Raw genomic sequence first — 26,325 nt, 5'->3', positions numbered from 1 at the left:
GGTTTGTTGTGGCTGGGCGCGCAGTTCCCCGCGCCCCTTCGGGGGCGGGCCCCGTCCGTCAGATGCGGTGTTCCCCGCGCCCCTTTTGGGGCGCGGGGGTGGGGTTAGGTCAGGAGGGTTGGGATTGTTGATTCGTGGGCCTGGGTCAGGTGGGTCAGGGGGAGGGTGAACTCGCCCTGGAGCTCGACCGCGTCCGCGTCCACCACGCCGATGCGGGTGGCCGGCAGGCCCCGCGCGCCGCACATGTCGTTGAAGCGGACCTCCTCCGAGCGGGGCACCGCGACGAGCGCGCGGCCGGCCGACTCGGAGAAGAGGAAGGTGAAGGCGTCCAGGCCGTCCGGTACGACCAGGCGCGCGCCCTTTCCGCCGAGCAGGGCCGACTCGACGACCGCCTGGATCAGACCGCCGTCCGACAGGTCGTGCGCGGAGTCGATCATGCCGTCGCGGGAGGCGGAGATCAGGATCTCGGCGAGCAGCCGCTCACGCTCCAGGTCCACGGCCGGCGGCAGACCGCCCAGGTGGTCGTGGATCACCTGGGACCAGGCCGAGCCGCCGAACTCCTCGCGGGTGTCGCCGAGGAGGTAGAGCAGCTGGCCCTCCTCCTGGAAGGCGACGGGGGTGCGGCGGGCCACGTCGTCGATGACGCCCAGCACCGCCACGACCGGGGTGGGGTGGATCGCCACCTCGCCCGTCTGGTTGTACAGGGACACGTTGCCGCCGGTCACGGGCGTGCCCAGCTGCCGGCAGCCGTCCGCGAGGCCGCGTACCGCCTCCGCGAACTGCCACATCACGGCGGGGTCCTCGGGCGAGCCGAAGTTCAGGCAGTCGGAGATCGCGAGGGGCCGCGCGCCGGTCGTCGCCACGTTGCGGTAGGCCTCCGCGAGCGCCAGCTGCGCGCCCGTGTACGGGTCGAGCTTGGCGTAGCGGCCGTTGCCGTCCGTGGCGATGGCGACGCCGAGTCCGGTCTCCTCGTCGATGCGGATCATGCCGGAGTCCTCCGGCTGGGCCAGCACCGTGTTGCCCTGCACGAAGTGGTCGTACTGCGAGGTGATCCACTTCTTGGACGCCTGGTTCGGGGAGGCCACCAGCCGCAGAACCTGGTCCCGCAGTTCCTCGGCGGTCGCGGGCCGGGGCAGCTTGTTCGCGTCGTCCGCCTGGAGCTCGTCCTGCCAGGACGGGCGGGCGTAGGGGCGCTCGTACACCGGGCCCTCGTGCGCGACGGTGCGCGGGTCGACGTCGACGATCTTGCCGCCGTGCCAGTAGATCTCCAGGCGGTCGCCGTCGGTCACCTCCCCGATCACCGTGGCGATGACGTCCCACTTGGCGCAGATCTCCAGGAAGCGGTCGACCTTCGCCGGCTCGACGACCGCGCACATGCGTTCCTGCGACTCGCTCATGAGGATCTCCTCGGGCGAGAGGGTCGAGTCGCGCAGCGGTACGTCGTCCAGGGTCACCCGCATGCCGCCGGAACCGTTCGACGCCAGTTCGGAGGTGGCGCAGGACAGGCCGGCCGCGCCCAGATCCTGGATGCCGACGACGAGCTTCTCCTGGAAGGCCTCCAGGGTGCACTCGATGAGGAGCTTCTCCTGGAAGGGGTCGCCGACCTGGACGGCCGGGCGCTTGGACGGCTTCGCGTCGTCGAAGGTCTCGGAGGCCAGGATGGAGGCGCCGCCGATGCCGTCGCCGCCGGTCCTGGCGCCGTACAGGATGACCTTGTTGCCGGCGCCGGACGCCTTGGCCAGGTGGATGTCCTCGTGCCGCATCACGCCGATGGCGCCGGCGTTGACCAGCGGGTTGCCCTGGTAGCAGGCGTCGAAGACGACCTCGCCACCGATGTTGGGCAGGCCCAGGCAGTTGCCGTAGCCGCCGATGCCGGCGACGACGCCGGGCAGCACCCGCTTGGTGTCGGGGTGGTCGGCGGCGCCGAAGCGCAGCGGGTCGACCACGGCGACCGGGCGGGCGCCCATCGCGATGATGTCGCGGACGATGCCACCGACGCCGGTGGCCGCGCCCTGGTAGGGCTCGACGTAGGAGGGGTGGTTGTGCGACTCGACCTTGAAGGTCACGGCGTAGCCCTGGCCGACGTCCACGACGCCGGCGTTCTCGCCGATGCCCACGAGGAGCGCGTCGGACTCGGGGGCCTTCTCGCCGAACTGGCGCAGATGGACCTTGGAGGACTTGTACGAGCAGTGCTCGGACCACATGACGGAGTACATGGCGAGTTCGGCGCCGGTCGGGCGGCGGCCCAGGATCTCGACGACCCGCTCGTACTCGTCCTTCTTCAGGCCGAGTTCGGCCCAGGGCAGCTCGACGTCGGGGGTCGCGGCCGCGTGCTCGACCGTGTCCAGAGGCGTCCGGCTCATGCGTTGACCAGCTTCTTGAGGATCGAGGTGAAGAAGGGAAGGCCGTCGGTGCGGCCGGTGCCGATCAGCGGTTCCACGGCGTGCTCGGGGTGCGGCATGAGGCCGACGACGTTGCCCGCCTCGTTGGTGATGCCGGCGATGTCCCGCAGGGAGCCGTTCGGGTTGCCGTAGCCGTCGGCGGTCTCGCCGCGGACCAGGTACCGGAAGACGACCCTGCCCTCGGCCTCCAGCCGGTCGAGCGTGTAGGCATCGGCGACGTACCGGCCGTCCATGTTCTTCAGCGGGATGCTGATCTCCTGGCCGGGGCGGTAGTCGCCGGTCCAGGCGGTCTCCGTGTTCTCCACCCGCAGCTTCTGGTCGCGGCAGATGAAGTGGAGGTGGTCGTTGCCGAGCATCGCGCCCGGCAGCAGGTGGGCCTCGGTGAGGACCTGGAAGCCGTTGCAGATGCCGAGGACCGGCAGTCCGGCCCGCGCCTGCTCGATGACGGTCTCCATCACGGGCGAGAACCGGGAGATGGCACCGGCCCGCAGGTAGTCGCCGTAGGAGAAGCCGCCGGGCAGCACCACGGCGTCGACCTGCTTGAGGTCCTTGTCCTTGTGCCAGAGGGCGACCGGCTCGGCGCCGGCGAGGCGGATCGCGCGCCGGGTGTCCTGGTCGTCGAGGCTCCCCGGGAAAGTGACGACGCCGATACGAGCGGTCACTTGGCGGCCTCCGCGACTTCCGCCGCCTCTTCGACCTTGACGGTGAAGTCCTCGATCACGGTGTTGGCGAGGAAGGATTCCGCGAGATCGTGGATGCGGGCGAGCGCGGCCTCGTCGACCGGCCCGTCAACTTCCAGTTCGAATCGCTTTCCCTGACGTACATCCGAGATACCTTCGAAACCCAGGCGCGGCAGTGCACGCTGGACCGCCTGGCCCTGGGGGTCGAGGATCTCCGGCTTGAGCATGACGTCGACTACGACGCGTGCCACTGGCACTCCCGGTGTGTGGTGCTGAGCAGGTTCCTTCAGCCTACCCGTACCAAATTTCTACGCGGGTAGAGTTGTAGGAACCTACGTGATCGCCATCACGATCCGGCATCGAAGGGGTGCGGTTGTGAAAAATTCCGGGAAAGATCCTCGGCCGGCGCCTCATGGCTATTGCCCTCGGACACGCTGAGAGATTTAGTCGGGCTTCACATTTCATTGTTGGGCACTGTACAAATGAATTGACAATAGCCGATACTCGGCACGTCATCGCAGATGAGCTGTATGAGGTGCCGCACGAAGGGACCGATATTCGTGGCGCAGAAGGTCGTGGTCACTCTCTTTGACGACATCGACGGCTCGGAAGCGGCGGAAACGATCGCCTTCGGACTCGACGGCAAGTCGTACGAGATCGACCTGAACCAAGCCAATGCCAAGAAACTGCGTAGGGCCCTGGAGCCGTACGTGGCGGCCGGCCGCAAGCGGTCGAGGTCGGGCAAGGCGTACCGGCAGACGGAGGTCGCCCCCGATCCGGCGGCCGTGCGTGCCTGGGCCCAGGCGAACAAGATGGACGTACCCGCGCGAGGCCGCATCCCCAAGAAGGTCTACGAGGCGTTCAGCGCCGCGCAGTGAGCGCGGCCGACGACAGGTCATCCGCCCCTCGCTCCAACCGACTTGCGCTGCACCCCTCCTGGTCAGCTAGAGTCTGGAGCACGCCGAGGGGCGAGGCCGAAAGGCCGAGACCCACGGAGTGTCTGCGGGTGTAGTTCAGTAGCAGAACATCCCCCTTCCAGGGGGAAGGCGCAGTGTGCAATTCCTGTCACCCGCTCTGCATCGCCGTCCGGACCAGTCAAGAAGGTCAGGTAGGCTGGTGCTCGCGCCGGTCGGTGAGAGCCGATCGGAAGCAATGCGGACGTAGCTCAGTTGGTAGAGCGCAACCTTGCCAAGGTTGAGGTCGCGAGTTCGAGCCTCGTCGTCCGCTCGGGAATGAGACCCCGGTCCACTGGACCGGGGTCTTTTCTTTGCCCGCGGATCATCGCGTCCGGCCGCCCCTGACATTTGTCATGCCGAGCGATGACATCGCGCACTGCAGCCCGGCCCGGGCCGCCGGGACGCTGGTGTCATGGACAACAACGAGCACGAACACGTGATCGAGGTCACCGACCTCCGGCGTGTCTACGGGGGCGGGTTCGAGGCCGTGCGCGGGATCAGCTTCTCCGTGACCCGCGGAGAGGTCTTCGCGCTGCTGGGCACCAACGGGGCCGGCAAGACGTCGACGGTCGAGGTACTGGAGGGGCTCGCGGCACCGGCCGGCGGCCGGGTGCGCGTCCTCGGCCACGACCCCCACCGGGAGCGGGCCGCCGTACGCCCGCGCACCGGCGTCATGCTCCAGGAGGGCGGGTTCCCGGCCGAGCTGACCGTCGCCGAGACCGCGCGGATGTGGGCGGACTGCTCCAGCAGGGCGCGCCGGGGGACCGCCGAGGCGCTGGAGATGGTCGGCCTTGACCGCAAGGCCGGGGTGCGGGTGAAGCAGCTGTCCGGGGGTGAGCGGCGCCGCCTGGACCTGGCCCTCGCCGTCCTCGGCGAACCCGAGGTGCTGTTCCTGGACGAGCCCACGACCGGCCTGGACGTCGAAGGCCGCCGGGACACCTGGGACTTGGTGCGGGCGCTGCGCGACGCCGGGACGACCGTGCTGCTGACCACGCACTACCTGGAGGAGGCGGAGAACCTGGCCGACCGGCTCGCGATCCTGCACGAGGGACGCATCGCCGCCGCCGGGACCCCGGCCGAGGTGACCGCGCTGCGGCCCTCCCGGATCTCGTTCGAACTGCCCACCGGCTACTTCCTCGGCGACCTGCCGCCCCTCGACCAGCTGGGGGTGTGCGAGCACGAGACGGACGGCCGGACGGTCCGGCTGCGGACCCGGGAGCTGCAACGGGCGGCCACCGGACTGCTGGTGTGGGCCGAGCGGACCGGGGTGGAACTGCACCGCCTCGACGTGCGCTCGGCCTCGCTGGAAGAAGCGTTCCTGGGGATCGCCCGGGAGAGGGAGACGACGGCGGCATGAGCACCCGGACCGACACGACTGCACCGGCCCGACCCGGCACCGCGGACCGGCCCGGCGACCGGGACCACCGCACCGGCCGGGCGACGCTCGCGCCCGCGGCCCGGCGGCTGCGCGCCCTCGCCCGCGCCGAGTTCACCCTCCTCGGCCGCAACCGCACCGTCATCGTGACGGCGCTCCTCGTGCCGCTCGCGCTGCCGTTCAGTGTGCGGCCGGCGCTCGACCGGATCGATCTGCGGGCCCAGGGGCTGAGCGTCGGCGCGGTGATGCTGACCGCGGCGATCGGTTTCTCCCTCCTGTTCGCCGTGTACACCTCCCTGGTGAGCGCGTTCGTCGCCCGCCGCGAGGAGTTGGTGCTCAAGCGCCTGCGCACCGGGGAGCTCGGCGACGGCGAGATCCTCGTCGGCACGGCCCTGCCCGCCATGAGCCTCGGCCTCGCCCAGGCCGTGGTGCTGTCCGTGGGCTGCACGCTCCTCGACGCCGGGGCACCCGAAGCGGTGTATCTCACCGTCCTCGGTGTCCTGCTGGGCCTGGTGCTGTGCGCCGCGCTCGCGGCCCTCACCGCCGCCGTCACCAGGACCGCGGAGAGCGCCCAGGTCACCGCGCTGCCGTTGCTCTTCATCTCCATGATCGGATCGGGCATCGCGATCCCCACGGAGGTCATGCCGGACCGGCTCGCCGCCGTCTGTGAACTCCTCCCGCTCTCCCCGGCCATCCGGCTGGTGCGGGGCGGCTGGACCGGCCAGCTGACCGCGTTCGAGGCACTGGCCGCCCTGGCCACCGCGCTGGCCTGGACCGTTGTGGCGGTGTTTGCTGTACGGCGGTGGTTCCGCTGGGAGCCGCGGCGCTGACCACGGGCCGACGCCCGAGGGACGCAGAAGGGCACAGAGGGACACAGAGGGACGGAGAGATGGGCAACAGGAACGGCTGGTGGCGGCGGAAGAGCACGCCGGCCAAGGTCGACACCTACACGCGCTGGTCGTTCCACTCCTTCTCGGTGGCGGAGCTCACGCTGATCGGGCTTTCGACGTTCGCGCAGGGGGACGCGGCCCTCGCGGGCTGGCTCACGGCACTGGTACTGGCGCACGCGGTGTTCAGTGCCGTCTTCGCCTCCCGCGCGCTGGACTGGACCCGTGGCCTGCGCCCGCAGCCGGTGCGGCTGCTGTGGGCCTATGGCGCAATCACCGTCGTGGTCGCGGTGGCCGCGCTCGGGTTCCAGGAGTACCGGCCGGGCGACGACCATGCCGTCTCGGCCGCAGGGACGGTCTTCAGCGGCGTGGTGATCTTCGGCGCCGGGATGATGACACTCGGGGTGCGCGACCGGCGTCGGGGGCTCGCGCTCGTGGCGGGCTTCGCGGTCGGCGCCGGGCTGGTCGTCCTGCCGCTGGGCGTGCCCGGCCCCGCCGCGCTGATCTCCGTCCTCGCGGTCCTCTTCGGCGCCGGGTTCCTCGCGTTCACCTGCATGTTCTCCGTCTGGCTGCTCAACGCCGTCTACGAACTGGACACGGCCCGCGAGACCCGCGCCCGGCTAGCCGTCGCCGAGGAGCGGCTGCGGTTCGGGCGGGACCTGCACGACGTGCTGGGGCGCAATCTCTCGGTGATCGCGCTCAAGAGCGAACTGGCCGTGCAGCTCGCACGGCGCGAGCGGCCGGAGGCCGTGGAGCAGATGATCGAGGTGCAGCGCATCGCGGGGGAGTCGCAGCGGGAGGTGCGGGCTGTCGTCCGCGGCTACCGGGACGCCGATCTCGCCGTCGAACTCACCGGCGCGCAGGGCGTGTTGACTGCCGCCGGGATCGACTGCGAGGTGGCGGGCGAGGCCACGGGGCTGCCCGCCGAGGTCCAGTCGGCGCTGGCCTGGGTGGTGCGCGAGGCGACCACCAATGTGCTGCGGCACGGGAATGCCGGGCGGTGCCGCGTGCGGCTCGGGGCGCGCGACGGACGGGTGACGCTGACCGTGGAGAACGACGGCAGGTCCGGCACCCCGGACGGCGGTGGCGGTTCCGGGCTCGCGGGGCTGCGGGAGCGGCTGGCCGCGGTGGACGGGACGCTGGAGGCGGGCGCCGTCGGAAAGGACGGGTTCAGGTTGGTGGCCGAGGTGCCCTTGGCGAGTGAGAGCGGAGTGACGCGATGAGTTCCCCGGTACGGCTGTTGCTCGCCGACGACGAGCACCTCATCCGGGGCGCGCTGGCCGCGCTGCTCGCCCTGGAGGACGACCTCCTCGTCGTGGCGGAGGCGGCGAGCGGGCCCGAGGCGCTGGCGATGGCCCGCGCCCACCGGCCTGACGTGGCCGTCCTGGATCTGCAGATGCCGGGCGCCGACGGTGTGAGGGTCGCCACATCCGTGCGGGCCGAACTGCCCGGTTGCCAGGTGCTGATCGTCACCGGGCACGGCAGGCCCGGACATCTGAAACGGGCCCTCGCGGCGGGCGTGCGCGGCTTCGTACCGAAGACGGTCAGCGCCCAGCGGCTCGCGGAGATCATCCGTACCGTGCACGCCGGAAACCGCTACGTCGACCCGGAGTTGGCCGCCGACGCGATCGCCGCCGGGGACTCGCCGCTGACCGCGCGGGAGGCCGAGGTGCTGGAGCTGGCCGCGGACGGGGCGCCGGTCGCGGAGATCGCCGAGCGGGCCGCGCTGTCGCAGGGGACCGTGCGGAACTACCTCTCGTCGGCGGTGACGAAGCTCGGCGCGGAGAACCGTCACGCGGCGGTCCGGCTCGCCCGGGAGCGAGGTTGGGTATAGTTGCTCCCACGCCACGGCGTACTGCGGACGTAGCTCAGTTGGTAGAGCGCAACCTTGCCAAGGTTGAGGTCGCGAGTTCGAGCCTCGTCGTCCGCTCGGGAATGAGACCCCGGTCCACCGGACCGGGGTCTTTTCATGCCCGTCAGCTCCAGCTCATGCCGGTCAGCCGCTCGTACGCCTCCACGTACTTCGCCCGGGTCGCCGCCACGACCTCCTGCGGCAGCGGCGGCGGGGGCTGCTCGCTCTTCCGGTCCCAGCCGGACTCGGCGGAGGTCAGCCAGTCCCGCACGAACTGCTTGTCGTACGACGGCTGCGCGCGGCCCGGCTGCCACTGGTCGGCCGGCCAGAAGCGGGAGGAGTCCGGGGTGAGGACCTCGTCGGCGAGGACCAGCGCGTCGCCGTCGAAGCCGAACTCGAACTTGGTGTCGGCCAGGATGATCCCCCGGTCGCGGGCGATGCCCCGGGCCCGGCCGTAGACGGCGAGGGTGGCCTGGCGCAGCTGGGCGGCGGTCTCGGCGCCGACCTGGCGGGCGACCTCCTCGTAGGAGACGTTCTCGTCGTGCTCGCCGACCTCGGCCTTGGTGGCCGGGGTGAAGATCGGGGCGGGCAGTGCGGAGCCGTCGACGAGGCCCTCGGGGAGAGCGAGACCGCAGACCGTACGCGACTCGTTGTACTCGACCAGGCCCGAGCCGGTCAGATAGCCGCGGGCCACGCACTCGACGGGGACCATCCGCAGGGACGTGCAGACCAGGGTGCGGCCCGCCCAGTCGGCGGGGGCGCCCGCGGGCAGCTCCGTGCTCAGCACATGGTTCGGGACCAGGTCGGCGAGCTGATCGAACCACCACAGGGAGAGCTGGGTGAGCACCCGGCCCTTGTCGGGGATCTCGGTGGGCAGCACCCAGTCATAGGCGGACAGGCGATCGCTGGCGACCATCACGAGGTCACCCGCCTCGTTCTGGTACAGCTCGCGCACCTTTCCGGTGTGCAGATGCACCAGCCCCGGAACCTGGGTCGGTTCGGGCTTTTCGACGAATCCGGACACGGTTCCTCCCCATGGTTCTGTCCAATGGGTTGATTCTCCCGTATCGGACAGCGGCCGGGGACAGGGGGTCAGTCACGCTTGCAGATACGGTCCAGCAGATTGGCCGTGGCGCGCTGGACACGGCTGTCCACATGGCCGGGTCGGTCCAGGGCCGGGGACCAGGCGAACGTGCCGGACGCGAAGACGAGCGCTCCGGAGGGCGCCCGGTACAGCGAGGTCTCCTGGTGGCGCCGTACGCCCTCGTTGTCGGTGTAGGGGGAGTGGGCGAGCAGCATGCGCTCCTCGTGGTCGGGCAGCGGGGTGCGCGGGAAGTAGCGGTCGGCCTCGCCCGCCACCAGGCCGGCCAGTTCGTCGCCCTCGTCCGCGCCGGTGGCCTCCCACAGCCAGTGGCCCGCGTTGCGCACGACCAGGGGGCGGGGTTCGGGGACCCGGCCCGCGTACTGGATGCCGACGAGTTGCTGCTCGGGCCGGTCGACCTCCCGCCACAGCACCGGCCGGCCCGGCCCCTTGCGCTTGCGGCAGGTGAGCAGGCGGTCGGGGACGCCGGACGGGGCCGGGGCCAGCTCCACCTGCCAGTACATGGTGTTGGCGGACAGGAACACCAGCGAGGTGCCGTTCTCCCGGGCCAGCTCCGCGGTGCGGCGCATGTTGGCCGACCAGTACTCGTCGTGGCCGGGGAAGACCAGGCCCCGGTAGCGGCTGGGGTCGACCCGGCCGGCGTGCAGGTCGCGGGCGTCGGCGTAGGCGAGGTCGTAGCCGTAGCGCTCGGCCCAGCGGATGAAGTCGTAGGCGTGGCCGACGTGCAGGGGCAGGCCCGCGCCCGCGTACGGGCGGTCGAAGGAGACCGTGGTGGCCGCGTCGGCCTCGCCCAGCAGGCGGCCCTGGTCGTCCCAGGCGTGGTAGAGGCTGGCGCCGGTGCGGCCGTCCTCCGGGTAGAGGTTGTAGGCCTGCCAGGTGACGTCGGGCAGCAGCAGGAGCAGATCGGCGGGCCGGCTGTCGCGGATCGTGAACGGCACGTGGGAGCGGTAGCCGTCCACCGTGGTGAGGACGGCCACATAGGCGCCGTTGCTCCAGTACGACGGGACCTGGAGCCGCCAGGACAGCCACCAGTGGTGGCAGGAGACCGTGCGGTCGGCGGTCAGCGGCGGGGGCTGGACGATGCCGGAGAGCCGGGGGCTGGTGGTGATCTTGGCGGCGCCGTCGCCGCCGTAGTGCCCGATCCGGTAGATGTCGACGCTGAACTCCTGCGGCGGGTCGACGGTGATGTGGAAGTCGACGGCCTCGCCCGGTGCCACCGCGCCGGTCGAGGTGAAGCCCTTGATCTGCCGGTGCACGTCGTCGGCCGAGCGCGGGCCGCCGGACGAACGCGGCGCCGGGATCCGGGCGTTGCCGCCGGCGGCGGCGGACTGCTGCGGGATCGGGTCGACGTACCAGGGGACGACCTGGCCCGTGTCGTCGAAGTAGGTCTCGCTGCCGCGCAGCCAGGGAACGGGTCCCTGGCCGAAGGGGTCACTGACGGCGTGTGCGAGTGCTCCCGACTCCCAGCGGCGGATGTGCTCGGATCCCATGATCGCTCCCCTCCCTCGTGCCCCCGTGACGCGCCGTCCGCGCTGCCGTGTGCGCCCTTCGGTGCCCCGGTGCGCGAACGGTCCCAGCACATCACATTCCGCACGCGCGCAGTCACTACTTGTTGTGAATTGACCGAAACTGGAACATCGAGCTCCGTTATGCCGGATGTCCGCTGCCGTCCGTTGCCCCGAGCTGCCCTGAGCTGCCCTGAGCTGCTCCGTTGCCGGCGGCGCCCTTGCCGTCACGGCTCGCGTGTCCCCGCCGTCGTCCGGGCGCCGGCGGCGCCCTTGCCGGGGCGCCGCGGCGGGGTATGTCCGTACGTCAGACCAGCCGGACCGGCTTCTCCGGTCGTATCCCCGACGCGACCAGCCAGGCGCGCAGCGGGGCCGGGTCGCCGTCCTCGGTCAGGCTGAGGACTCTGGACCCCAGGTCGGCGGCCCGCTCGCCGTTGACGATCAGGGACGGGCCGTCGAGCCAGTCCAGGCCGGGCGTGGCACCCGCGGTGTCCATCGCGGCGCAGCAGACCATCGCCGTGACGTGGTCGGCGAGGAGTTCGCGGGCGGTGCGCGGCGGCTGGAGCGGGAAGAGCGGCAGGGCGCCGTCGTCCCACAGGGCGGTGTCGGGGCCCTGTCCTGGGGCGGCCCGGCCGGTGGCCGCCGCGGCGGTGGCCGAGGCCTCCTCGCGGGCCAGCTCGGCACTGAGCCGGGCCGCGAGCGCGGCACCGAGCGGGGTCCCGGTGTCGGCGCCCGGCTCCTCGTACCCCTCCCACTCCGGACGGGGTGCGAACAGGGCGTCCCGGGCGCCGTCCGGGTCCGCGTCGCCGAGGTCGGGGTGGTCGGCCAGGTCGGCGAGACCGGTCGGGCCGTCGTGCGCGGCGAGGCCGAGGCGGTCGCTGCCGGCGGGGGCCGGTGGCAGGGACAGGTGGTCGAGGACGCGGGCCAGGGTGGGGCCCTCGGAGTTCCGGGCCGTGACGTCCGGGGCCGGGCGTACGTCCAGGGCGTCCAGGACGCGGTGGAGCCGGGCCGCGTCCGTACGCCATTTGCGGTCGACGACCTCCTCCGGGTACTCCTGCCAGTCCACCGGGGACCAGTCGGGCCCCGGTTCCGCCGGGCCGCCGTGGAAGAGGCGGGCGGCGAGCAGCGAGGCGGCCTCGTCCACCGTGCCGGGCTCCTCCAGCAGGTCGCAGGCGGGGCGCTCGCCGAGACGGGAGGCGAAACCCTCGGCCAGCCGGTCGCGGCGGGACAGCTCGGTGAGCGCCGCGACGACGCCCGCGTCCAGCCGGGACGGCCAGCGGCCCATCCGCCAGGCGGGGAGCGCGACGCGGGTCAGCAGCCGGTCCCAGCCCGCGTACGCCAGGCCCACCTGCTCCTGGGCGACGATCCGCACGCCGTAGTCCACGGCCTGGGCCCGCTCGGCGGCGGCCGCCGCCACGCCCCGCTCCATCTCGGCGGCGTGCGTGCGGCAGCCGCGCAGCAGCAGGCGGGCCACCCAGCCGACGCCCGCGAGCACGGTGCGCGCGATCGGGCCGCGGCCGGGTGCCGAGGTCACGGCCACCGCCGCGTCCAGCCCGCGGACGAAACGGCGGGCAGCCGCTATGTCGGGGTGCGCCGAGGGTCCGGTGCCGGCGACGACCGGGGCGAGGACCGCGCGCAGCTCGCCCACGCGCATCCACCACAGGAAGGGGGAGCCGATGACGAGGACGGGCGCGGCGGGCGTACGCCGGTGGGGGCGCCGCCCCGGGTCCGCCAGTTCGTCGCGGCGGTGCGGCGCGGGCGGGCCGTGCGCCGGATGGGTGCGGTCCTCCAGCCAGCTGTCGCAGTCCGGGGTGAGCGCTATGGCGGACGGGGTCGGCACGTCCAGGCGGTCGGCGAGGTCGCGCACCATCCGGTACAGATCCGGGGCGGACTCCTCGGCGATCGGGATCGTCGGGCTCACGGCGGGGCGGGCGCGGGCCACGACCAGGGCGATGCCCGCCGCGGCCAGCAGCACCAGCAGGGCGACCGCGGTGACGACCCCGCGCGCGGTGTCCCAGCCGCCGCCCACGAGATGGCCGGTGGTGCCACCGACCAGCAGGATCACGGCTGCCGCGGCGGGCAGCAGCGCCACGGCCAGCGCCCGGCCGCGCACCCGCAGCACGGCGAGGGCCCGGGAGCGCGCCGCCTGCGCGCCCGCCTCCACACCCATACCGGTCACGACCGGACGTCACCCCCTCGCTGTCCTGGCGTTTTTCCTGGCGTTGCCCACTCCCCCACTGTGGCATCCGTCACTGACATTGCAATGTCGGTGGGCCAAGTGCCGGAACGCTTGGGCCGCACCCTAGTTGGGGCCCCGGCTCGCGTCAGCCGGATGGAGCATCGCTCACTCGATGGAATGGCTTTGGTCAGAGGTGGATGACGGACAGCAAAGATCAGGCCCCGGATTTACATCCGGGGCCTGAGCTGCGTCGACGGCCGGTCAGACGCCCGCCGCCTTGGCCGCGATGTCCGTTCGGTGCTGGGATCCGTCGAGACCGATGCGCGCGACGGCCGTGTACGCGCGCTCGCGGGCCTGGACCAAGTCCTCGCCGGTGGCCGTCACGGACAGGACCCGGCCGCCGGCACTGACGATCGCCGCGCCGTCGCGCCTGGTTCCGGCGTGCAGTACGTACGCGTGCGGGGCGTCCTCGGCGGCCACCGCGTCGAGGCCGGTGATCGGGTCGCCGGTGCGCGGGCTGCCGGGGTAGTTGTGCGAGGCGACGACCACGGTGACCGCGGCCTCCTCGCTCCAGCGCAGCGGCTCCAGGTCGGCGAGAGTGCCCTGCGCGGCGGCGAGCAGGACGCCGGCCAGCGGGGTCTTCAGCCGGGCCAGCACCACCTGGGTCTCGGGGTCGCCGAAGCGGGCGTTGAACTCGATGACCCGCACGCCGCGCGAGGTGATCGCGAGGCCGGCGTAGAGCACGCCGGCGAAGGGGATGCCGCGGCGGCGCATCTCGTCGACGGTCGGCTGCAGGACGGTCTCCAGGACCTCGTCCACCAGCTTCGGGTCGGTCCAGGGCAGCGGGGAGTACGCGCCCATGCCGCCGGTGTTGGGGCCCTCGTCCCCGTCCAGGGCGCGCTTGAAGTCCTGCGCGGGCTGGAGCGGGACGACGGTCTCGCCGTCGGTGAGGGCGAACACGGACACCTCGGGGCCGTCGAGGAACTCCTCCACGACCACGCGCTCGCAGGCGGCGGCGTGCGCCTTCGCGGCGTCGAGGTCGTGCGTGACGACGACGCCCTTGCCGGCGGCGAGACCGTCGTCCTTGACGACGTACGGCGCACCGAAGGCGTCCAGCGCCCTGGCGACCTCCTCGGCGCTGGAGCAGACGTAGGAGCGGGCCGTGGGCACCCCGGCCGCCGCCATCACGTCCTTGGCGAATGCCTTGGACCCCTCGATCCGCGCGGCCTCCCCGGACGGGCCGAACACGGGGATGCCCGCCGCGTGCACGGCGTCGGCGACCCCGGCGACCAGCGGGGCCTCCGGGCCGACGACCACGAGGTCGGTGCCGAGGTCGGTGGCCAGCGCGGAGACGGCCGCGCCGTCCATGGGGTCGACCGGGTGCAGCTCGGCGACCTCGGCGATGCCGGCGTTGCCTGGGGCGCAGTGCAGCGCGGTGACGGCGGGGTCGAGGGACAGGGAACGGCACAGGGCGTGTTCGCGGGCGCCGCTGCCGATGACGAGGACCTTCACGGGGTCAGCCTAACCGGCGCGGGGAGCGGCTCTTTGTGCGGGCTTCCGAGGGGCGGGGGGTGGTGACCTTGTGCGAATCTCCAAAGAGCTGTGGGGAGGGGCGGGTGAGGAACATCGATGAGGCGGGTGAGCAGTGCTGCCGGGGGTGGCCCGCTCCCCCGGCCGGCGTGCGGTGTCCTGCTCGTTGTCCTATCGGTCCTACTCGGTTCTACTCGTTCGTGAACTCTTCCATCACCGTCGCGCCCAGTTCCCGCACGATGAGGTCGTGGCCGGAGAGGGCCGACTCGTCGAGGTCGGGGTCGTCGTCCTCGGGGATGTCGTCCTCGGGGGCGACCGGGGGCGGCTCCGAGGCAGCGGTCGGCCGGGGGGCCGGGGCGGGGGCGGCCTGCGCGGCGGAGGGCCGGCCCTGGGGCGCGGCGGGCGGCGGTGCCGTCGGCTGGGGCGCGGCGGGGCGTTGGCCTGGCGCGGTGCCGGGGCTGTTGTGGCCCGGGGTCCCGCCGGCGTAGCCGCCTCCGCCGCCACTGCCGTAGCCTCCGCCTCCGCCGTAGCCTCCTGGGGTTCCGCCGGTCGGTGCCGGGGCCGAGCCGCCCGACGGATCGACGATCGCCTCGACCTTCCACTGCACGTTGAACTGCTCGGCCAGCGCCTGCCGCAGCACGTCCTCGCTGCCGCTGCTCGCGAAGTTGTCACGGGCGCCCGCGTTGACGAAGCCGAGCTGCAGAGTGGTGCCGTCGAAGCCGGTGACCTGTGCGTTCTGGCTGAGCAGGATCCAGGTGAAGCGGCGGCGGTTCTTGACGGCCTCCAGGATGTTCGGCCAGAGCATGCGGGGGTCGAGGCCGCCGGAGGCGGGGGCCGCGGGGGCCTGCGGGGCGGGGGCCTGAGCCGTGGGCTGCGGGGTGGCGGCGGGCGGGGCCTGCGGGGTGGCGGCGGGCGGGTTCGGGGGCTGCTGTCCGCCGCCCGCCGGGGCCGCCGTGGGCCAGCCGCCGGGCCGTCGCCCTCCGCCCGCGGGCGCCGCGGTGGGCCAGGCACCGGGACCGGCCGCGGGGGCGGGAGGGGGAGGGGGTGTGGGGGTCTGGGGGGCGGCCGGTGCGGGTGCGGGCTGAGTAGTGGGCGCGGGCGTCGGAGCGGCCGGGGCCTGCGGGCTTGCGGTGGGCGGGGCCGGGGGCATGGCGCCGGGAGGGGTGCCCGGCGGCGTCCCCTGAGGCGTCACCGGCGGTGTTGCCGGGGCTGCGCCGCCGCCCGGTGTCCGTACGGCCGCGCGGGCCGCGGCGGGACCACCGCCGGGCAGACCGCCGCCTCCCATGTGGGCGTCGGGACCGGGGACGTACCCCGCCGCGGGGGCGCCGCCGCCTCCGGAGAAGTTGACGCCGCGCTCCAGCCGGTCGAGGCGGGCCATGACGGAACGCTCGTCCCCGTAGGCCGCGGGCAACAGCACGCGCGCGCAGATGAGTTCGAGCTGGAGACGGGGCGAGGTGGCGCCACGCATCTCGGTCAACCCGTCGTTGACGAGATCGGCGGCACGGCTCAGTTCGGCGGCGCCGAAGATGCCGGCCTGGGCCTGCATGCGCTCGAGGACGTCGGCCGGGGCGTCGATGAGCCCCTTCTCCAGGGCGTCCGGCACGGCGGCGAGGATCACCAGGTCACGCAGCCGTTCCAGCAGATCGGCGACGAACCGGCGGGGGTCGTTGCCCCCTTCGATCACCCGGTCCACGACCTCGAAGGCGGCCGCCCCGTCACCGGTGGCGAACGCCTCGACCACGGAGTCGAGCAGCGATCCGTCGGTGTACCCGAGCAGCGAGGTGGCCATGGCGTACGTCACACCGTCGGCGCCGGCGCCCGCGAGCAGCTGGTCCATGACGGACATGGAGTCACGCACGGACCCGGCCCCGGCGCGCACGACGAGCGGGAGCACCCCGTCCTCGACCGGGATGTCCTCCTTCTGGCACACCTCGGCCAGGTAGTCCCGCAGGGTGCCGGGCGGCACCAGCCGGAACGGGTAGTGATGGGTCCGCGACCGGATGGTCCCGATGACCTTCTCGGGCTCGGTGGTGGCGAAGATGAACTTGAGGTGCTCCGGCGGCTCCTCGACGACCTTCAGCAGGGCGTTGAAGCCGGCCGACGTGACCATGTGGGCCTCGTCGATGATGTAGATCTTGTAGCGGCTGCCTGCGGGGCCGAAGAAGGCCTTCTCGCGCAGCTCACGGGCGTCGTCCACGCCACCGTGCGACGCGGCGTCGATCTCGATGACGTCGATGGAACCGGGCCCGTTCCTGGCCAGGTCACGGCAGGACTGGCACACGCCGCACGGGGTGGGCGTCGGCCCCTGCTCGCAGTTCAGGCAGCGGGCCAGGATGCGCGCGCTCGTCGTCTTGCCGCATCCGCGCGGCCCGCTGAAGAGGTACGCGTGATTGACCCGGTTGTTCCGCAGCGCCTGCTGCAGCGGGTCGGTGACATGCTCCTGCCCGATGACCTCGGCGAAGGTCTCCGGGCGATAGCGGCGGTACAGCGCGAGAGACGACACGCCTACGAGGTTATAGGCGCCCACTGACAACGATCCCCGCCGCGGTTCCCCACCCGGGCACAGAAGCGCCCCCCACGCACCCGTCAGAGCCAACCTACCCTTGCTGCCTTCCGGCCCTGGGGGAGTTCAGTCAGATAGCGCCGCGTGAGGGGCTTCGCACAGGTTACCCGATCTGAGCCGGAGGAACGAGTTCGCGAGCACTCCTCCGGGTCATGTAATGTTTCCGGCGGAGGATTCGCCTAGAGGCCTAGGGCGCACGCTTGGAAAGCGTGTTGGGGGCAACCCCTCACGAGTTCGAATCTCGTATCCTCCGCCATTGCTCTCACCGGGCAATACGTCGAAGGGCCCCACCGCGCGGTGGGGCCCTTCGACGTTGTCCTCAGCCCTCGTTGTCCTGGTTTTTGTCCACAGCGGGTGTCTCGGGGGGTCCCCAGATGGCTTCGGCGATCTTCCGGGCCACGTCCTTGAGCATGGCATCCGGCACGTGGAGGTACCGCGACCGCATGCTCGCGGACGTCCCCGGCTCCCATCCCATGATCTGGTCAATGACGCGAGCCGGGACACCGAGCAGCATCAGCACGGTGGCGGCCGTGTGGCGGGCATCGTGCAGCCGAGCGCTCCGGACCCCCGCGTCGTCCAGCAGCCGCTTCCAGTCGTGGTAGTCCGTGTTCGGGCTCAGCGGGCCACCCAGCGGCTTGGTGAACACGTAGTCCGACTCGGTCCACAAGTCGCCGGCCGTCTTGCGCTCGCGCTCCTGCTTCTCGGCATGCGCACGGAGCATGGCGACCAGCGGGCCCGGCAACGGAACGGCACGGCGGCCGGCACGAGACTTGGTGTTCTTGGTCTCACGGCGCACCTGCACCTTGTCCGGGCAGTCGCCCGCCTTTCGGCCGCACGGCGCGGATTCCTTGCACCCGTGCTCGTATCTCGGGCGCAGACGGTTGCGGCGAAGCTTCAGGTACTCGTTGTCCAGGTCGACGTCTGACCAGCGCAGTCCGAGCGTCTCGCCCTGCCTCAGTCCGAGTGCCAGAGCCAGCATCCAGCATCCAGCATCCAGCGGGCACTGTTCCGCCGCTTGTTGGCTTCGAGCAGGAGGCGCTGAACCTCTTCCACGGAGTAGGGCTCTACCTCGGATTCGTCCTCTTCCATCCGTGGCGGCTTGGCCAGAGCGGCGGCATTCTTCGCCGCGTAGCCACGCCGTACCGCCTCCCCCAGCGCGGTCCGGGCTGTGCGGTGAGCCTGGTGAGCTGTACCGGCCTTGCGCTCCCCGTTCGCCTGCATACGGCGATACAGACTCTCCAGATGCTCGGGCTGCAAGCGGTCAAGGCGGTGCTTGCCGACACCGGGCACGAGGTGCACGCGGACGGCCACCTCGTAACCGTCATACGTGTTCTCGCTGACGGTCGGTTTGGCGATGTTCTCAACCCAGTGCTCAAGCCACTTCGCGACCGTCCACGCCTTGCCCGGCTGTTGCGCCGAACCCGCGTCACGCTGCTTCTCCAACTTACGGACTTCTTCGACAAGATCCTCGCGTGTTTTGCGCGTCAGATGTCATGCCGCCGTGCCCGCCCAGCCGGGCCAGCACGTCATCGAGCTTGACGACGATGACGACCGCGGCATCGACCACAAGCGGCAGGATTGGGGCCGTCCAGTCCCACTTGTCGGCCGTGTGCGCGGCCATCAGCGGCGTGACGGTGAGGATCGAGTAGAGCATCGCCCCGCACACGATCAGCCACGTGCCGCCGGACAGGGCGCGCTCTGCTGAACGCGTCTGAACACTGTTCACGCCGCACCCCCGACCGGCTCCGGCGCGGGCTGAAATTCGGGATTCGGTTTCCGGGATCCTTGAGACGGCCGTCTACGACGGGGTACGCGGGTTCACTCTGTCGTACTTCCACCGCGCTGAAGAGTTGGTGGCGGAGTTGGTGGCCTCTGGTCTGGAGGACGTGCAGGTCTTCGGGATCGAAGGGCCTGCGTGGTCACTCGTGAAGGCAGCCGAGCAGCAGCCGGGCGAAGGGTCGACCGACGACCTCATCGCGTCTGCCATGGAAGCGGCACGCATGGCGGAGCCGTACCCAGAGCTGCTAGCCGCCAGTTCGCATCTGCTCGCCGTGGGGCGGGCTCCCTACCCGGCGCAGTCTGCGGCGCCGTTGGCGCCGCAGACTGCCGAGATCGGGAGGGCCCGCTATTCCTGATGGCGGCGCGAGGCATACAGGGATAGACAGGAATTGATCAAGCCCGGGACTTAGGTCCCGGGCTTATTAATTTTGCTTCCAAACAGGGGGATCACGCCGTCTTGGCCAACTACTTCTTGAGGCTCAAGAAATAGATCTTCACGTACGGGGAACCTTGCTGTCACCGTTCGAAAGATCCCCGGAGTTACCCGGGACTCTTTGGCCAGTGAGAGTTCGTCCATCCCTACGCTCGACAGGATTTCCACCGCCTTGGGGTAGAGTGACGGTTGCTCCACGGCGGGCATTTCTCCTGGTTCTCGGCGGCGCCATCCCTTCGATGACAAATAGGCGACAGCGTTGCGATACGTCACGTCACTCATTACACCGAGAGCCCTGGAGCGATACAGGAGAGCTTGAAGGCTTACCCCGTAAGTCTCCTTCAGTGTTGCGAGGATTCTCCAGTCTGCCTTGCTGGGCAAAAGGTCGCGCAACTCCTCCTCCGGGAGGAGGAGTTCAGCCGCGAATCGGTGGGCCTGGTTCTCGACGACCTTGCTTCCGGGTTCGGCATCCACGTGCATCACGAGGTGCCCAATTTCATGGGCAACGTCGAAGCGTTGACGGTAGTAATCTTCCTTGGCTGGATTCAATACCACCGTCGGCCTGTAGCCGTCGTCAAAAGAGTAGGCGTCAACTGCGGCAGTTTGCGCGGGGCTGAACACCACCACGACGCCATGATTTTCCGCTAGGCGCACGAGGTGGCCAACGGGCCCTGAGCCAATGTCCCAGTGCTTGCGAAGAAGACGAGCCGCCTCCTCGGGGAGCGTGCTCGACTCGTCTTCCACGTCGACGCTTAGCCGAGGCAGATTTGGTTCGGGGAACTCGACGTGCCGTTCGAGGGCGGCGCCCACATCTCCAGCGATAACTCCGTACGCGAAGGCTTGGTCTCGCGCCAACTGCGTCGTCGAACGCAATGAGCGAAAGTGAGGTACGGAGTCGCTGGCTGTCGATTGGTGAGGGCCAGGGAGGAAGAAACCCGGGTCCACTCCAAGCGTCAGGCATAGCTGAGCAACTGTCGCGGGCGCTGGGCGTTTCGTGTTGTTTTCATACGCCGCGACAGCAGTAGCGCTTTTGTCGATTTTCGTCGCGAGTGCGTTCTTTCTAAGGCCGATCAGCTGTCGCGCGAGCGTCAAACGTCGTCCGTCGAAGAGGCGAGAGGCGTCACTAACCTGCACATCTGTGCGGCGTGAGGAATCCATGACTATCCACTCGTTTCATTACTTGTCGTTCTCTCCCGACGTCAGGCGACGCTCTCCGCTCCCTTCCGACGACTGACGGCGAAGGCGAACGGGTGCGTCCTGGATGCCAGACAATCCGGGACGAGGGTCGGGCGAAGTGGGAATCGGTACCGAAGTGGGAGTACCTGGTTCGGCTGCAAGTAGATCATGCTTCCAGTACCAGGCATCTCCGCCCCCACGATTCAAACGAGAGCGCCCCAAGTAAAGTTCTCGGATGTTCAGCTCTCGTTCGATACTGTGCGCGACGATGAGTGTTGTCGCGTTGAGCTCCGCGTTTTCTTCCCTCAGAGCCTGGATGGTGGCGGCGAGCGACTCGGCCTCGTCCTCCCAAAGGGTGGGGTGAGGGTCCAGCCACCCGGCCGGCTTCCCCTGAGACGCAACACGCTGCTTGGTGGGGCTCTTCTGGGGCCATGGGATGCGATTGCTCTCCCCGAACACGAACGATGTGAGCAGGAACCGCCAATCCCCACACCGCCACCCCGGCGACTGATTGAGGTCAGACCAGACGACTGTGCCTGGGGCGATGAGCGGCATCTTGCGGTGCTCGCCCGGGGCCAGTCCGGCAGCCACGAGGTCCAGGCCGGCTGAGGCAGACTCGGGTGAGTCCACGCTGTGCTTCCCCGTGGAGAACGCTCGGTGCAGTCGGTCAACGAAGAGCTTGTGGGCGGTAGATCCGACCCAGCCCTGGTCATGCCCTGTTTCGGGGTCGTAGTCCTCCATGGTGCGTCGGTAGGCCGACGCGCTAGCCCATGTGAGGGTCGCGAGAACACCACTGGACTCAAGGTCCTCAAGCGCATCCTGCTGTTCGCTCATGCCGCATGACTCTACCTCATCCCAGTAAGTGGTGCGTAAAAATAAACCCGATGCCCGCAGTGGCGTATCCAAGTAAACCGAACACGTGATCTAATCTGAACCTATCGTCTTGCTGGCCAGCCCACCAGTACCCCGTCTCTGCTCGTGCCTGGCAGGTTGGCGTCGATTCCTCGACAGTCACGGCATTCGCCTGATCAACGGCGTGAGCGCCTGCGACGATGTGGTCATGCCGAAGCCTGGAATGCCTCTCCAAGCCGCGCTCATTCCCGACTGCACCAAGCCGGAAGCCCACCGTGCTGCCTATAGGACGGCCAAGGCCAACGATGCGATCTTCGTGTGCGTTGCCCGCCATGGGCAGCGCTGGAAGGTGCAGCTTGACGCTATGGCCAGCCGCAAGCCCTACGTCCCAGATCAGTCACTGGCCGTCCTGCGATCCGCGGCCGAAGCGCTGGTCTTGGACGGCACGGTAGAGCAGGCCAACATCGGGGCCGACTACATCTCAATGGGGCCGATCGAGACCGAGGAGAGGGCCCGCGAGATCGGAGCCGCATTCCATGCGGCCATGTACGGTCTCCAGCTCCTACACATGGCAGCTCCGAGCCAGTCGGAAGCATCGTCGCGTCGGCCGGGCGGGGGCCGCTGACATCAATCCTTGACATCAGCCCGCGAAGCGGATGTTGGGGGGAGCTCTACTGCCGACTCTCGACAGAGCGGCGCTGAGGTGAGTTGTGCACGGCCCGCATCGCGGAGAGCCCATGTTTATCCATTCAGGGACTCCCGGCGGGCGAGGGTCCAAGCACAGGCGTTCGGAGTCGAGGTCGGCACCAACCTGATCCAGATCACGCACACCGGCTACACGGCAAGCGGGCGCGCCGTTGAGGTCACCCGTGCACCGTCCGAGCCCGGGTGGGTGCTGCGCTACGGCACGCCCATAAGCTTGACCAAACGCGATCGACGGCCCGCATTGACCAATGCGGGCCGTCGGCGTTTCCACTCCGCTCGGCACAGATCGTTGTCCTGGTCTTTGTCCAGCGCGCTGACGGACGCCACCGTTCACCGCCGTACGCGCACCCTCTCTGACCTGCCCCGCGAACCCCAACAAACGCCCCCGAACGGCCACGCGGACAGTTAGAAAGCGTGTTGGGGGCGACCCCTCACGAGTTCGAATCTCGTATCCTCCGCAGCCGCCTGAACAGGCGAGACGAGAACCCCGAACCGCATCGGCGGCCGGGGTTCTTGGCATACGACGGTCTCAGTTGCTGACTCATGCTCTGCGTCGAAGCAGGGAGACAGCCTCGCCTCATTCGGGGGCTGAAGACCGACGGCCGAGATCAGCCTCAGACGGCGCTCGGCCCACATCGGAGGATGTGCCCCGGGAGTAGTTGTACGACCCGCAGCCAGGTACGACCCGTGAGGTGGTCGCCTGACACCGCCAACTGGGCAAGCTGCCGGCGCCGAGCCGATCGGCTGATCAGTTCGATGCGTCGACCCCGAGGAGATCTGCCACCTTGCGCAGGGGCATCGGCTCGGCCAGCCACAGTCGCCTTGCGCCTGGGGTCACTCGGCTTCGTTCTGCGGTCCGTCGAGTTCGAGGCGGCCTCAGAGTTGCTCGCCTTGATTTCCCGGCGGAGCCGGGTCGGGCGGGCGGTCAGTGGGCGGGCAATTCGAACCCGAGAGCGGCCAGGGCCTCTTCGGCGGCCTGCTGGTCCTGCTCGTGGGTACCCCCGGAGATTCCGAGGCCTCCGACGCACCGGTCGTTGTCGATGATCGGGTAGCCACCGCCGACCGCCATCAGACGCGGGTGGCTAGCCAGCGGAGCGACCCGCGAATCGGCGAGGTAGTCGTTCCACGCGTGGGTGGGAGTGTGGAAGGAGGCAGCGGTCCGGCAGGCCGACGATTCCAGCCAAGGACAGCCGAAGCGTCAGTCAGTCGAAGAGTCAGACCCCTGAGCGATGCCATGACCAATCCTCACTGTCAGTCGGTGACGGTGAGGACGAGCTTGCCGCGGGTGCGGCCGGTCTCGCCGCGGGTGTGGGCCGAGCCGGCCTGCTCAAGCGGGAAGGTTTCGTCCACCGCGACGGCGACATGGCCGGCGTCGATCAGGCCGCCGATCGTCGTCAGCGCCGCACCGTCCGGCTCGACCAGGAACGGGGTGACCCGTACGCCGGCCGCCTCGGCGGCCTGGGCCAGCTCCGGGGAGACGCCGGCCGGGATCGTGACCAGCAGGCCACCGGGGCGCAGGACCTTCAGCGAGCGGGTGCTCGTCCGGTCATGGGCATCGCCCACCAGCTCGATGACCACGTCGACCTGAGCGGTGGCGTCCTCGAAGCGGGTGGTGGTGTAGTCGATGGTCTCGTCAGCGCCGAGCTCCTTGAGCCAGGTGTGTCGGGCGGCACTGGCGGTCGCGATCACGTGCGCGCCCAGGTGCTGGGCGAACTGGACCGCGAAGTGGCCGACCCCGCCCGCGGCTGCGGTGATCAGGACGCGCTGGCCGGCCTGGATGTGGGCGGTGTCGACCACGGCCTGCCAGGCGGTCAGCGCCGCCAGCGGCACCGCCGCGGCGTGCACGTGGTCGACGGTGGCGGGCTTGCGGGCGAACTGCCGGGCCGGGGCGGTCACGTACTCGGCGTAAGCGTTCGCGGCGCGCGGGAACCACGGCATGCCGTACACCTCGTCACCGACCTTCAGCGTGGTCACACCGAAGCCGACCTCCTCCACCACCCCGGACACGTCCCAGCCGAGGGTGAACGGCGGCTCACCCAGAACGCCGGCCATGCCGGAGCCGTCGCGGGTCTTCCAGTCCACCGGGTTGATCCCAGCCGCGTGCACCCGCACCAGCACCTCGGTGGGCAGGGGTACCGGGCGCGGCACCCTCTGGACCCGCAGCACCTCCGGGCCGCCGAAACCGTCCTGGACCACCGCGAGCATCGTGTCTGCGGACATACGTCATCTCCTCCTGAAAAGGCGCTCCGAGCAAGGCTGTGACGGCCTCCCGGACATCGATGACGCTATCCCCGGGGCTATAGTTACCTTCAAGGGTAAGTACTTCCCATTGGGAAGTGACCTGGTGAGGAGAGTGAGCGTGACGACCACCTGCCCCAGCGGCCAGCACTCGCACCACGACGTCTACGCCGCCCAGTGCCCCTGCAGGGCCCTGCTGGACCTGCTCGCCAACAAGTGGTCCGCTCTGGCCATCGGCGCCCTCGAAGACGGGCCCCGGCGCTTCGGTGAACTCCAGCGCAGGCTGCAGGGCATCAGCCCCAAGGTGTTGACCCAGACACTCCGCCGCCTCGAGGACTTCGGCATCCTCGACCGCACCGTCTACCCCGCCGTCCCCCTGCACGTCGAGTACGCCCTCACCCCCCTTGGCCAGAGCGCTGCGGTACCGCTCAACGCGCTCCGCTCGTGGGTCGAGGACAACATCGACCATGCCTTCCGTCCGGAGCCGGCCGCGCCATGACGGGGCAGACGGTCCTGCGCCACAGCACGCACGACCGATCGACGCGGTCCTCGCCGTCATCGCCCGGCAGCAGAAGTCTCAGTTTCGGTCTCATTCGCGCCCGTCCAGCAACACATGGAAAGCGTGTTGAGGGCACCCCGTCACGAGTTCGAATCTCGTATCCTCCGCAGCCGCCTGAACAGGCGCTCCCGGGACGATGTCGCGGTCATAGCCCGATGATCTGGGCCTTGCTCCCGCACAGCCGGGTCATGTCATCGACATCCGACGTAAGGATGGCGACCGGGCCGGGCTGACGCAGGGCCGCTTCCGCGACGGTGGCGTCGATCGCGTACTTGTGTCCATGCAGACCGGCACTCTTGAGCAGTTGTGCCGCCGCCTTGGCCGCTGCCTCCGTGACCGGCTCCACCTTGACCCGGGAGAGCGCCCATTGCAGTCGGGGCAGATGCACCCTGGCGTGGCTCACTTCCACGATGGTGTTGGCGCTGACGACAAGGTCCGCTCCCATGTCGTGGAACACCTGGAACATCGCCAGAACCTTCCGGTCCTGCGCCACCCAGGCCGACAGCCCCTCGCTGTCCAGGACGACAGTCTCAATGTGCCCGCTCACGCGGCGCTCGCGCCACCGGCGGCCCGCGGCGTACCGAAGATCCGCGCCCGCGCCTCGGTCAGCTCTTCCTCACTGAAGGCCCCGTGCTCGTCTGTGTGGCTGCGCAGGTCGGCCCCCAGAAGCTGGTGCCGGATCTGTCTGGCGACCGCTTCGGCCACGTAGCCGGAGATGTTGTCCGTGATCTTCTTCAGCTCCGCCACCTGCTCGGTGGGGAGTGTCACCGTGATGCGTGTGGTGTCAGCCATAGCGGTAAGCATACTGCGGTATGCGCGCTACGTGCTCTCCGATTTCCCGCAGTCGGTCCGGTCAGCGGCAGTCGGGGCGACTGCCCGTTCGAGCAGGGGTTCAGTCAATGTCACCCTGCACGTCGACGTACCCGAAGGACGCCGACGGCAGTTCCGGGCCGTTCTGCGACTGCACACCGCGGCGGACCCGGCTCTCGTCATCGAGGCCGCACGGCTGTGGAGCGAGCCGACCGAAGTGGCGCGGCTGCTCGGCCCGCGCGCCAAGACCGAGACCCTGCGTCGCGCGCCCGCGCCGTGCGCCCACCCAAGGTAAGCGAGCAGCTGGTCTTCCGCTGGGTTCCCGTCGGCGACCGCGTCTACAACCGCGCCCGGCAGGTCCGGGAAGCCCTCACCCGGCCGCGGTCCGGCAAGAGGGCCGTCGGCCTCCCCGGGCCCGGGTCTTGGTTGTCCCCCCTGGCAAAGGCGTGACCAGGGGGGATGTCACCGGGCCCGTGGGGTGGCGTGGGAGACGTTGATCAGAGCGTTCAGTACTGCTCGGTCTCCACGAAACCCGTGTTTCCGTTGTCGTCCGCGTCGAATGCCGCGGCGGTCGGGTCGAATCCGGGCGGGCTGTCCTTGAGCGCCAGGCCCAGGCCGGCCAGCTTCGCCTTGACCTCGTCGATCGACTTCGCACCGAAGTTGCGGATGTCGAGCAGGTCGGCCTCGGAGCGCGCCAGGAGCTCACCCACGGAGTGGACGCCCTCACGCTTGAGGCAGTTGT

At 70.2% G+C, this 26,325-nt stretch carries 22 protein-coding genes, 4 tRNA genes, 1 other RNA gene and 4 pseudogenes; 12 read left to right on the top strand and 19 right to left on the bottom strand.

Annotated elements, in window-relative coordinates:
- Positions 1-104 precede the first annotated feature (104 nt).
- The 3 genes from purL to purS are packed head-to-tail and all read right to left on the bottom strand — an operon-like array spanning position 105 to position 3,333.
- Positions 105-2,363, bottom strand: a complete 2,259-nt coding sequence (gene purL / locus CTZ28_RS43130; RefSeq protein WP_121895233.1) for a phosphoribosylformylglycinamidine synthase subunit PurL — start codon at positions 2,361-2,363, stop codon at positions 105-107.
- Positions 2,360-3,064 carry a phosphoribosylformylglycinamidine synthase subunit PurQ gene (gene purQ, locus CTZ28_RS43125; RefSeq protein WP_121895232.1) on the bottom strand — a complete coding sequence of 235 codons (705 nt, stop codon included), beginning with the start codon at positions 3,062-3,064 and terminating at the stop codon, positions 2,360-2,362. The genes purL and purQ overlap by 4 nt, the downstream gene beginning before the upstream one ends.
- Positions 3,061-3,333, bottom strand: coding sequence for a phosphoribosylformylglycinamidine synthase subunit PurS (gene purS / locus CTZ28_RS43120; RefSeq protein WP_067056252.1), 273 nt, complete (start codon positions 3,331-3,333; stop codon positions 3,061-3,063). The genes purQ and purS overlap by 4 nt, the downstream gene beginning before the upstream one ends.
- A 309-nt stretch (positions 3,334-3,642) precedes the next feature.
- Here purS and CTZ28_RS43115 point away from each other — a divergent pair, with 309 nt between their 5' ends.
- The 8 genes from CTZ28_RS43115 to CTZ28_RS43080 all read left to right on the top strand — a co-directional run bounded on the left by CTZ28_RS43115 (position 3,643) and on the right by CTZ28_RS43080 (position 8,230).
- Entirely contained in the window at positions 3,643-3,960 is a 318-nt protein-coding gene (locus tag CTZ28_RS43115; protein WP_121895231.1) for a histone-like nucleoid-structuring protein Lsr2, read from the top strand.
- Between the two features lie 124 nt (positions 3,961-4,084).
- Positions 4,085-4,156: transfer RNA gene (locus CTZ28_RS43110), tRNA-Gly, on the top strand.
- A gap of 80 nt (positions 4,157-4,236) precedes the next feature.
- Positions 4,237-4,309 (top strand) — tRNA-Gly (locus tag CTZ28_RS43105).
- 141 nt (positions 4,310-4,450) lie between these two features.
- Entirely contained in the window at positions 4,451-5,395 is a 945-nt protein-coding gene (locus CTZ28_RS43100) for an ABC transporter ATP-binding protein (protein ID WP_121895230.1), read from the top strand.
- Entirely contained in the window at positions 5,392-6,243 is an 852-nt protein-coding gene (locus CTZ28_RS43095; protein WP_121895229.1) for an ABC transporter permease, read from the top strand. The genes CTZ28_RS43100 and CTZ28_RS43095 overlap by 4 nt, the downstream gene beginning before the upstream one ends.
- A gap of 59 nt (positions 6,244-6,302) precedes the next feature.
- Positions 6,303-7,523, top strand: coding sequence for a sensor histidine kinase (locus tag CTZ28_RS43090; protein ID WP_121895228.1), 1,221 nt, complete (start codon positions 6,303-6,305; stop codon positions 7,521-7,523).
- Complete coding sequence (locus CTZ28_RS43085; RefSeq protein ID WP_121895227.1) at positions 7,520-8,134, top strand: response regulator transcription factor; 615 nt, start codon at positions 7,520-7,522, stop codon at positions 8,132-8,134. The genes CTZ28_RS43090 and CTZ28_RS43085 overlap by 4 nt, the downstream gene beginning before the upstream one ends.
- 23 nt (positions 8,135-8,157) lie before the next feature.
- A tRNA-Gly gene (locus CTZ28_RS43080) sits at positions 8,158-8,230 on the top strand.
- Between the two features lie 46 nt (positions 8,231-8,276).
- On the opposite strand, the gene CTZ28_RS43075 is transcribed toward CTZ28_RS43080, so the two are convergent.
- The 6 genes from CTZ28_RS43075 to ffs all read right to left on the bottom strand — a co-directional run bounded on the left by CTZ28_RS43075 (position 8,277) and on the right by ffs (position 17,128).
- Positions 8,277-9,176 (bottom strand): phosphoribosylaminoimidazolesuccinocarboxamide synthase, encoded by a 900-nt coding sequence (locus CTZ28_RS43075; protein ID WP_121895226.1) that lies wholly within the window; start codon positions 9,174-9,176, stop codon positions 8,277-8,279.
- A gap of 68 nt (positions 9,177-9,244) precedes the next feature.
- Entirely contained in the window at positions 9,245-10,744 is a 1,500-nt protein-coding gene (locus tag CTZ28_RS43070) for a N,N-dimethylformamidase beta subunit family domain-containing protein (RefSeq protein ID WP_121895225.1), read from the bottom strand.
- Positions 10,745-11,066: 322 nt separating this feature from the next.
- Entirely contained in the window at positions 11,067-12,929 is a 1,863-nt protein-coding gene (locus CTZ28_RS43065) for a hypothetical protein (RefSeq protein ID WP_121895224.1), read from the bottom strand.
- Positions 12,930-13,199: 270 nt separating this feature from the next.
- Positions 13,200-14,450: a phosphoribosylamine--glycine ligase gene (gene purD, locus CTZ28_RS43060; RefSeq protein WP_121895223.1), complete on the bottom strand. Its 1,251-nt coding sequence runs from the start codon at positions 14,448-14,450 to the stop codon at positions 13,200-13,202.
- 208 nt (positions 14,451-14,658) lie between these two features.
- A complete protein-coding gene (locus tag CTZ28_RS43055) occupies positions 14,659-16,971 on the bottom strand; it encodes a DNA polymerase III subunit gamma and tau (protein WP_121895222.1) in 2,313 nt (770 codons plus the stop codon).
- 58 nt (positions 16,972-17,029) lie between these two features.
- Positions 17,030-17,128, bottom strand: an RNA gene (gene ffs / locus CTZ28_RS43050) — signal recognition particle sRNA small type.
- 71 nt (positions 17,129-17,199) lie between these two features.
- Here ffs and CTZ28_RS43045 point away from each other — a divergent pair.
- A tRNA-Ser gene (locus tag CTZ28_RS43045) sits at positions 17,200-17,287 on the top strand.
- A gap of 63 nt (positions 17,288-17,350) precedes the next feature.
- Here CTZ28_RS43045 and CTZ28_RS43040 read toward each other — a convergent pair.
- Positions 17,351-18,522: pseudogene (locus CTZ28_RS43040) on the bottom strand (tyrosine-type recombinase/integrase); the annotation flags it as partial.
- 4 nt (positions 18,523-18,526) lie between these two features.
- Positions 18,527-18,757, bottom strand: a pseudogene (locus tag CTZ28_RS43035) (DUF2637 domain-containing protein); the annotation flags it as partial.
- A 34-nt stretch (positions 18,758-18,791) separates the two neighbouring features.
- Here CTZ28_RS43035 and CTZ28_RS43030 point away from each other — a divergent pair.
- Positions 18,792-19,166 (top strand): annotated as a pseudogene (locus CTZ28_RS43030) (hypothetical protein); the annotation flags it as partial.
- Positions 19,167-19,216: 50 nt separating this feature from the next.
- Here CTZ28_RS43030 and CTZ28_RS43025 read toward each other — a convergent pair.
- The 3 genes and pseudogenes from CTZ28_RS43025 to CTZ28_RS43020 form a co-directional block, all read right to left on the bottom strand.
- On the bottom strand, positions 19,217-20,053 hold the full coding sequence (locus CTZ28_RS43025) for an ImmA/IrrE family metallo-endopeptidase (RefSeq protein ID WP_259472079.1): 837 nt from the start codon (positions 20,051-20,053) through the stop codon (positions 19,217-19,219).
- 132 nt (positions 20,054-20,185) lie between these two features.
- Positions 20,186-20,401, bottom strand: a pseudogene (locus CTZ28_RS49135) (helix-turn-helix domain-containing protein); the annotation flags it as partial.
- Positions 20,402-20,419: 18 nt separating this feature from the next.
- Positions 20,420-21,253, bottom strand: coding sequence for a hypothetical protein (locus tag CTZ28_RS43020; protein ID WP_121895220.1), 834 nt, complete (start codon positions 21,251-21,253; stop codon positions 20,420-20,422).
- Positions 21,254-21,455: 202 nt separating this feature from the next.
- Here CTZ28_RS43020 and CTZ28_RS43015 point away from each other — a divergent pair, with 202 nt between their 5' ends.
- The gene (locus CTZ28_RS43015) at positions 21,456-21,896 is read left to right on the top strand and encodes a hypothetical protein (RefSeq protein ID WP_147481284.1); all 441 of its coding nucleotides are present in this window, start codon (positions 21,456-21,458) and stop codon (positions 21,894-21,896) included.
- 1,005 nt (positions 21,897-22,901) lie between these two features.
- On the opposite strand, the gene CTZ28_RS43010 is transcribed toward CTZ28_RS43015, so the two are convergent.
- Together CTZ28_RS43010 and CTZ28_RS43005 are read right to left on the bottom strand one after the other, a co-directional pair.
- A complete protein-coding gene (locus CTZ28_RS43010) occupies positions 22,902-23,156 on the bottom strand; it encodes a GlcG/HbpS family heme-binding protein (protein WP_121895218.1) in 255 nt (84 codons plus the stop codon).
- Positions 23,157-23,227: 71 nt separating this feature from the next.
- A complete protein-coding gene (locus CTZ28_RS43005) occupies positions 23,228-24,196 on the bottom strand; it encodes an NADP-dependent oxidoreductase (protein ID WP_121895217.1) in 969 nt (322 codons plus the stop codon).
- Between the two features lie 139 nt (positions 24,197-24,335).
- On the opposite strand from CTZ28_RS43005, the gene CTZ28_RS43000 reads away from it, so the two are divergent.
- A complete protein-coding gene (locus CTZ28_RS43000; protein ID WP_121895216.1) occupies positions 24,336-24,713 on the top strand; it encodes a winged helix-turn-helix transcriptional regulator in 378 nt (125 codons plus the stop codon).
- Between the two features lie 205 nt (positions 24,714-24,918).
- Here CTZ28_RS43000 and CTZ28_RS42995 read toward each other — a convergent pair whose 3' ends face one another.
- The 3 genes from CTZ28_RS42995 to CTZ28_RS42975 all read right to left on the bottom strand — a co-directional run.
- The gene (locus CTZ28_RS42995) at positions 24,919-25,320 is read right to left on the bottom strand and encodes a DNA-binding protein (RefSeq protein ID WP_121895215.1); all 402 of its coding nucleotides are present in this window, start codon (positions 25,318-25,320) and stop codon (positions 24,919-24,921) included.
- Positions 25,317-25,565 carry a type II toxin-antitoxin system CcdA family antitoxin gene (locus CTZ28_RS42990; RefSeq protein ID WP_121895214.1) on the bottom strand — a complete coding sequence of 83 codons (249 nt, stop codon included), beginning with the start codon at positions 25,563-25,565 and terminating at the stop codon, positions 25,317-25,319. The genes CTZ28_RS42995 and CTZ28_RS42990 overlap by 4 nt, the downstream gene beginning before the upstream one ends.
- Before the next feature lie 524 nt (positions 25,566-26,089).
- On the bottom strand, positions 26,090-26,325 hold a 236-nt coding region (locus CTZ28_RS42975), incomplete at its 5' end, for a DNA-directed RNA polymerase subunit alpha C-terminal domain-containing protein (RefSeq protein WP_310887657.1).

This window comes from Streptomyces shenzhenensis (assembly GCF_003688995.1).
GTDB classification, from domain to species: domain Bacteria; phylum Actinomycetota; class Actinomycetes; order Streptomycetales; family Streptomycetaceae; genus Streptomyces; species Streptomyces shenzhenensis_A.
The sequence above is the reverse complement of the archived record's forward strand: the minus strand, read 5'-3'. Positions and strand labels throughout refer to the sequence as shown.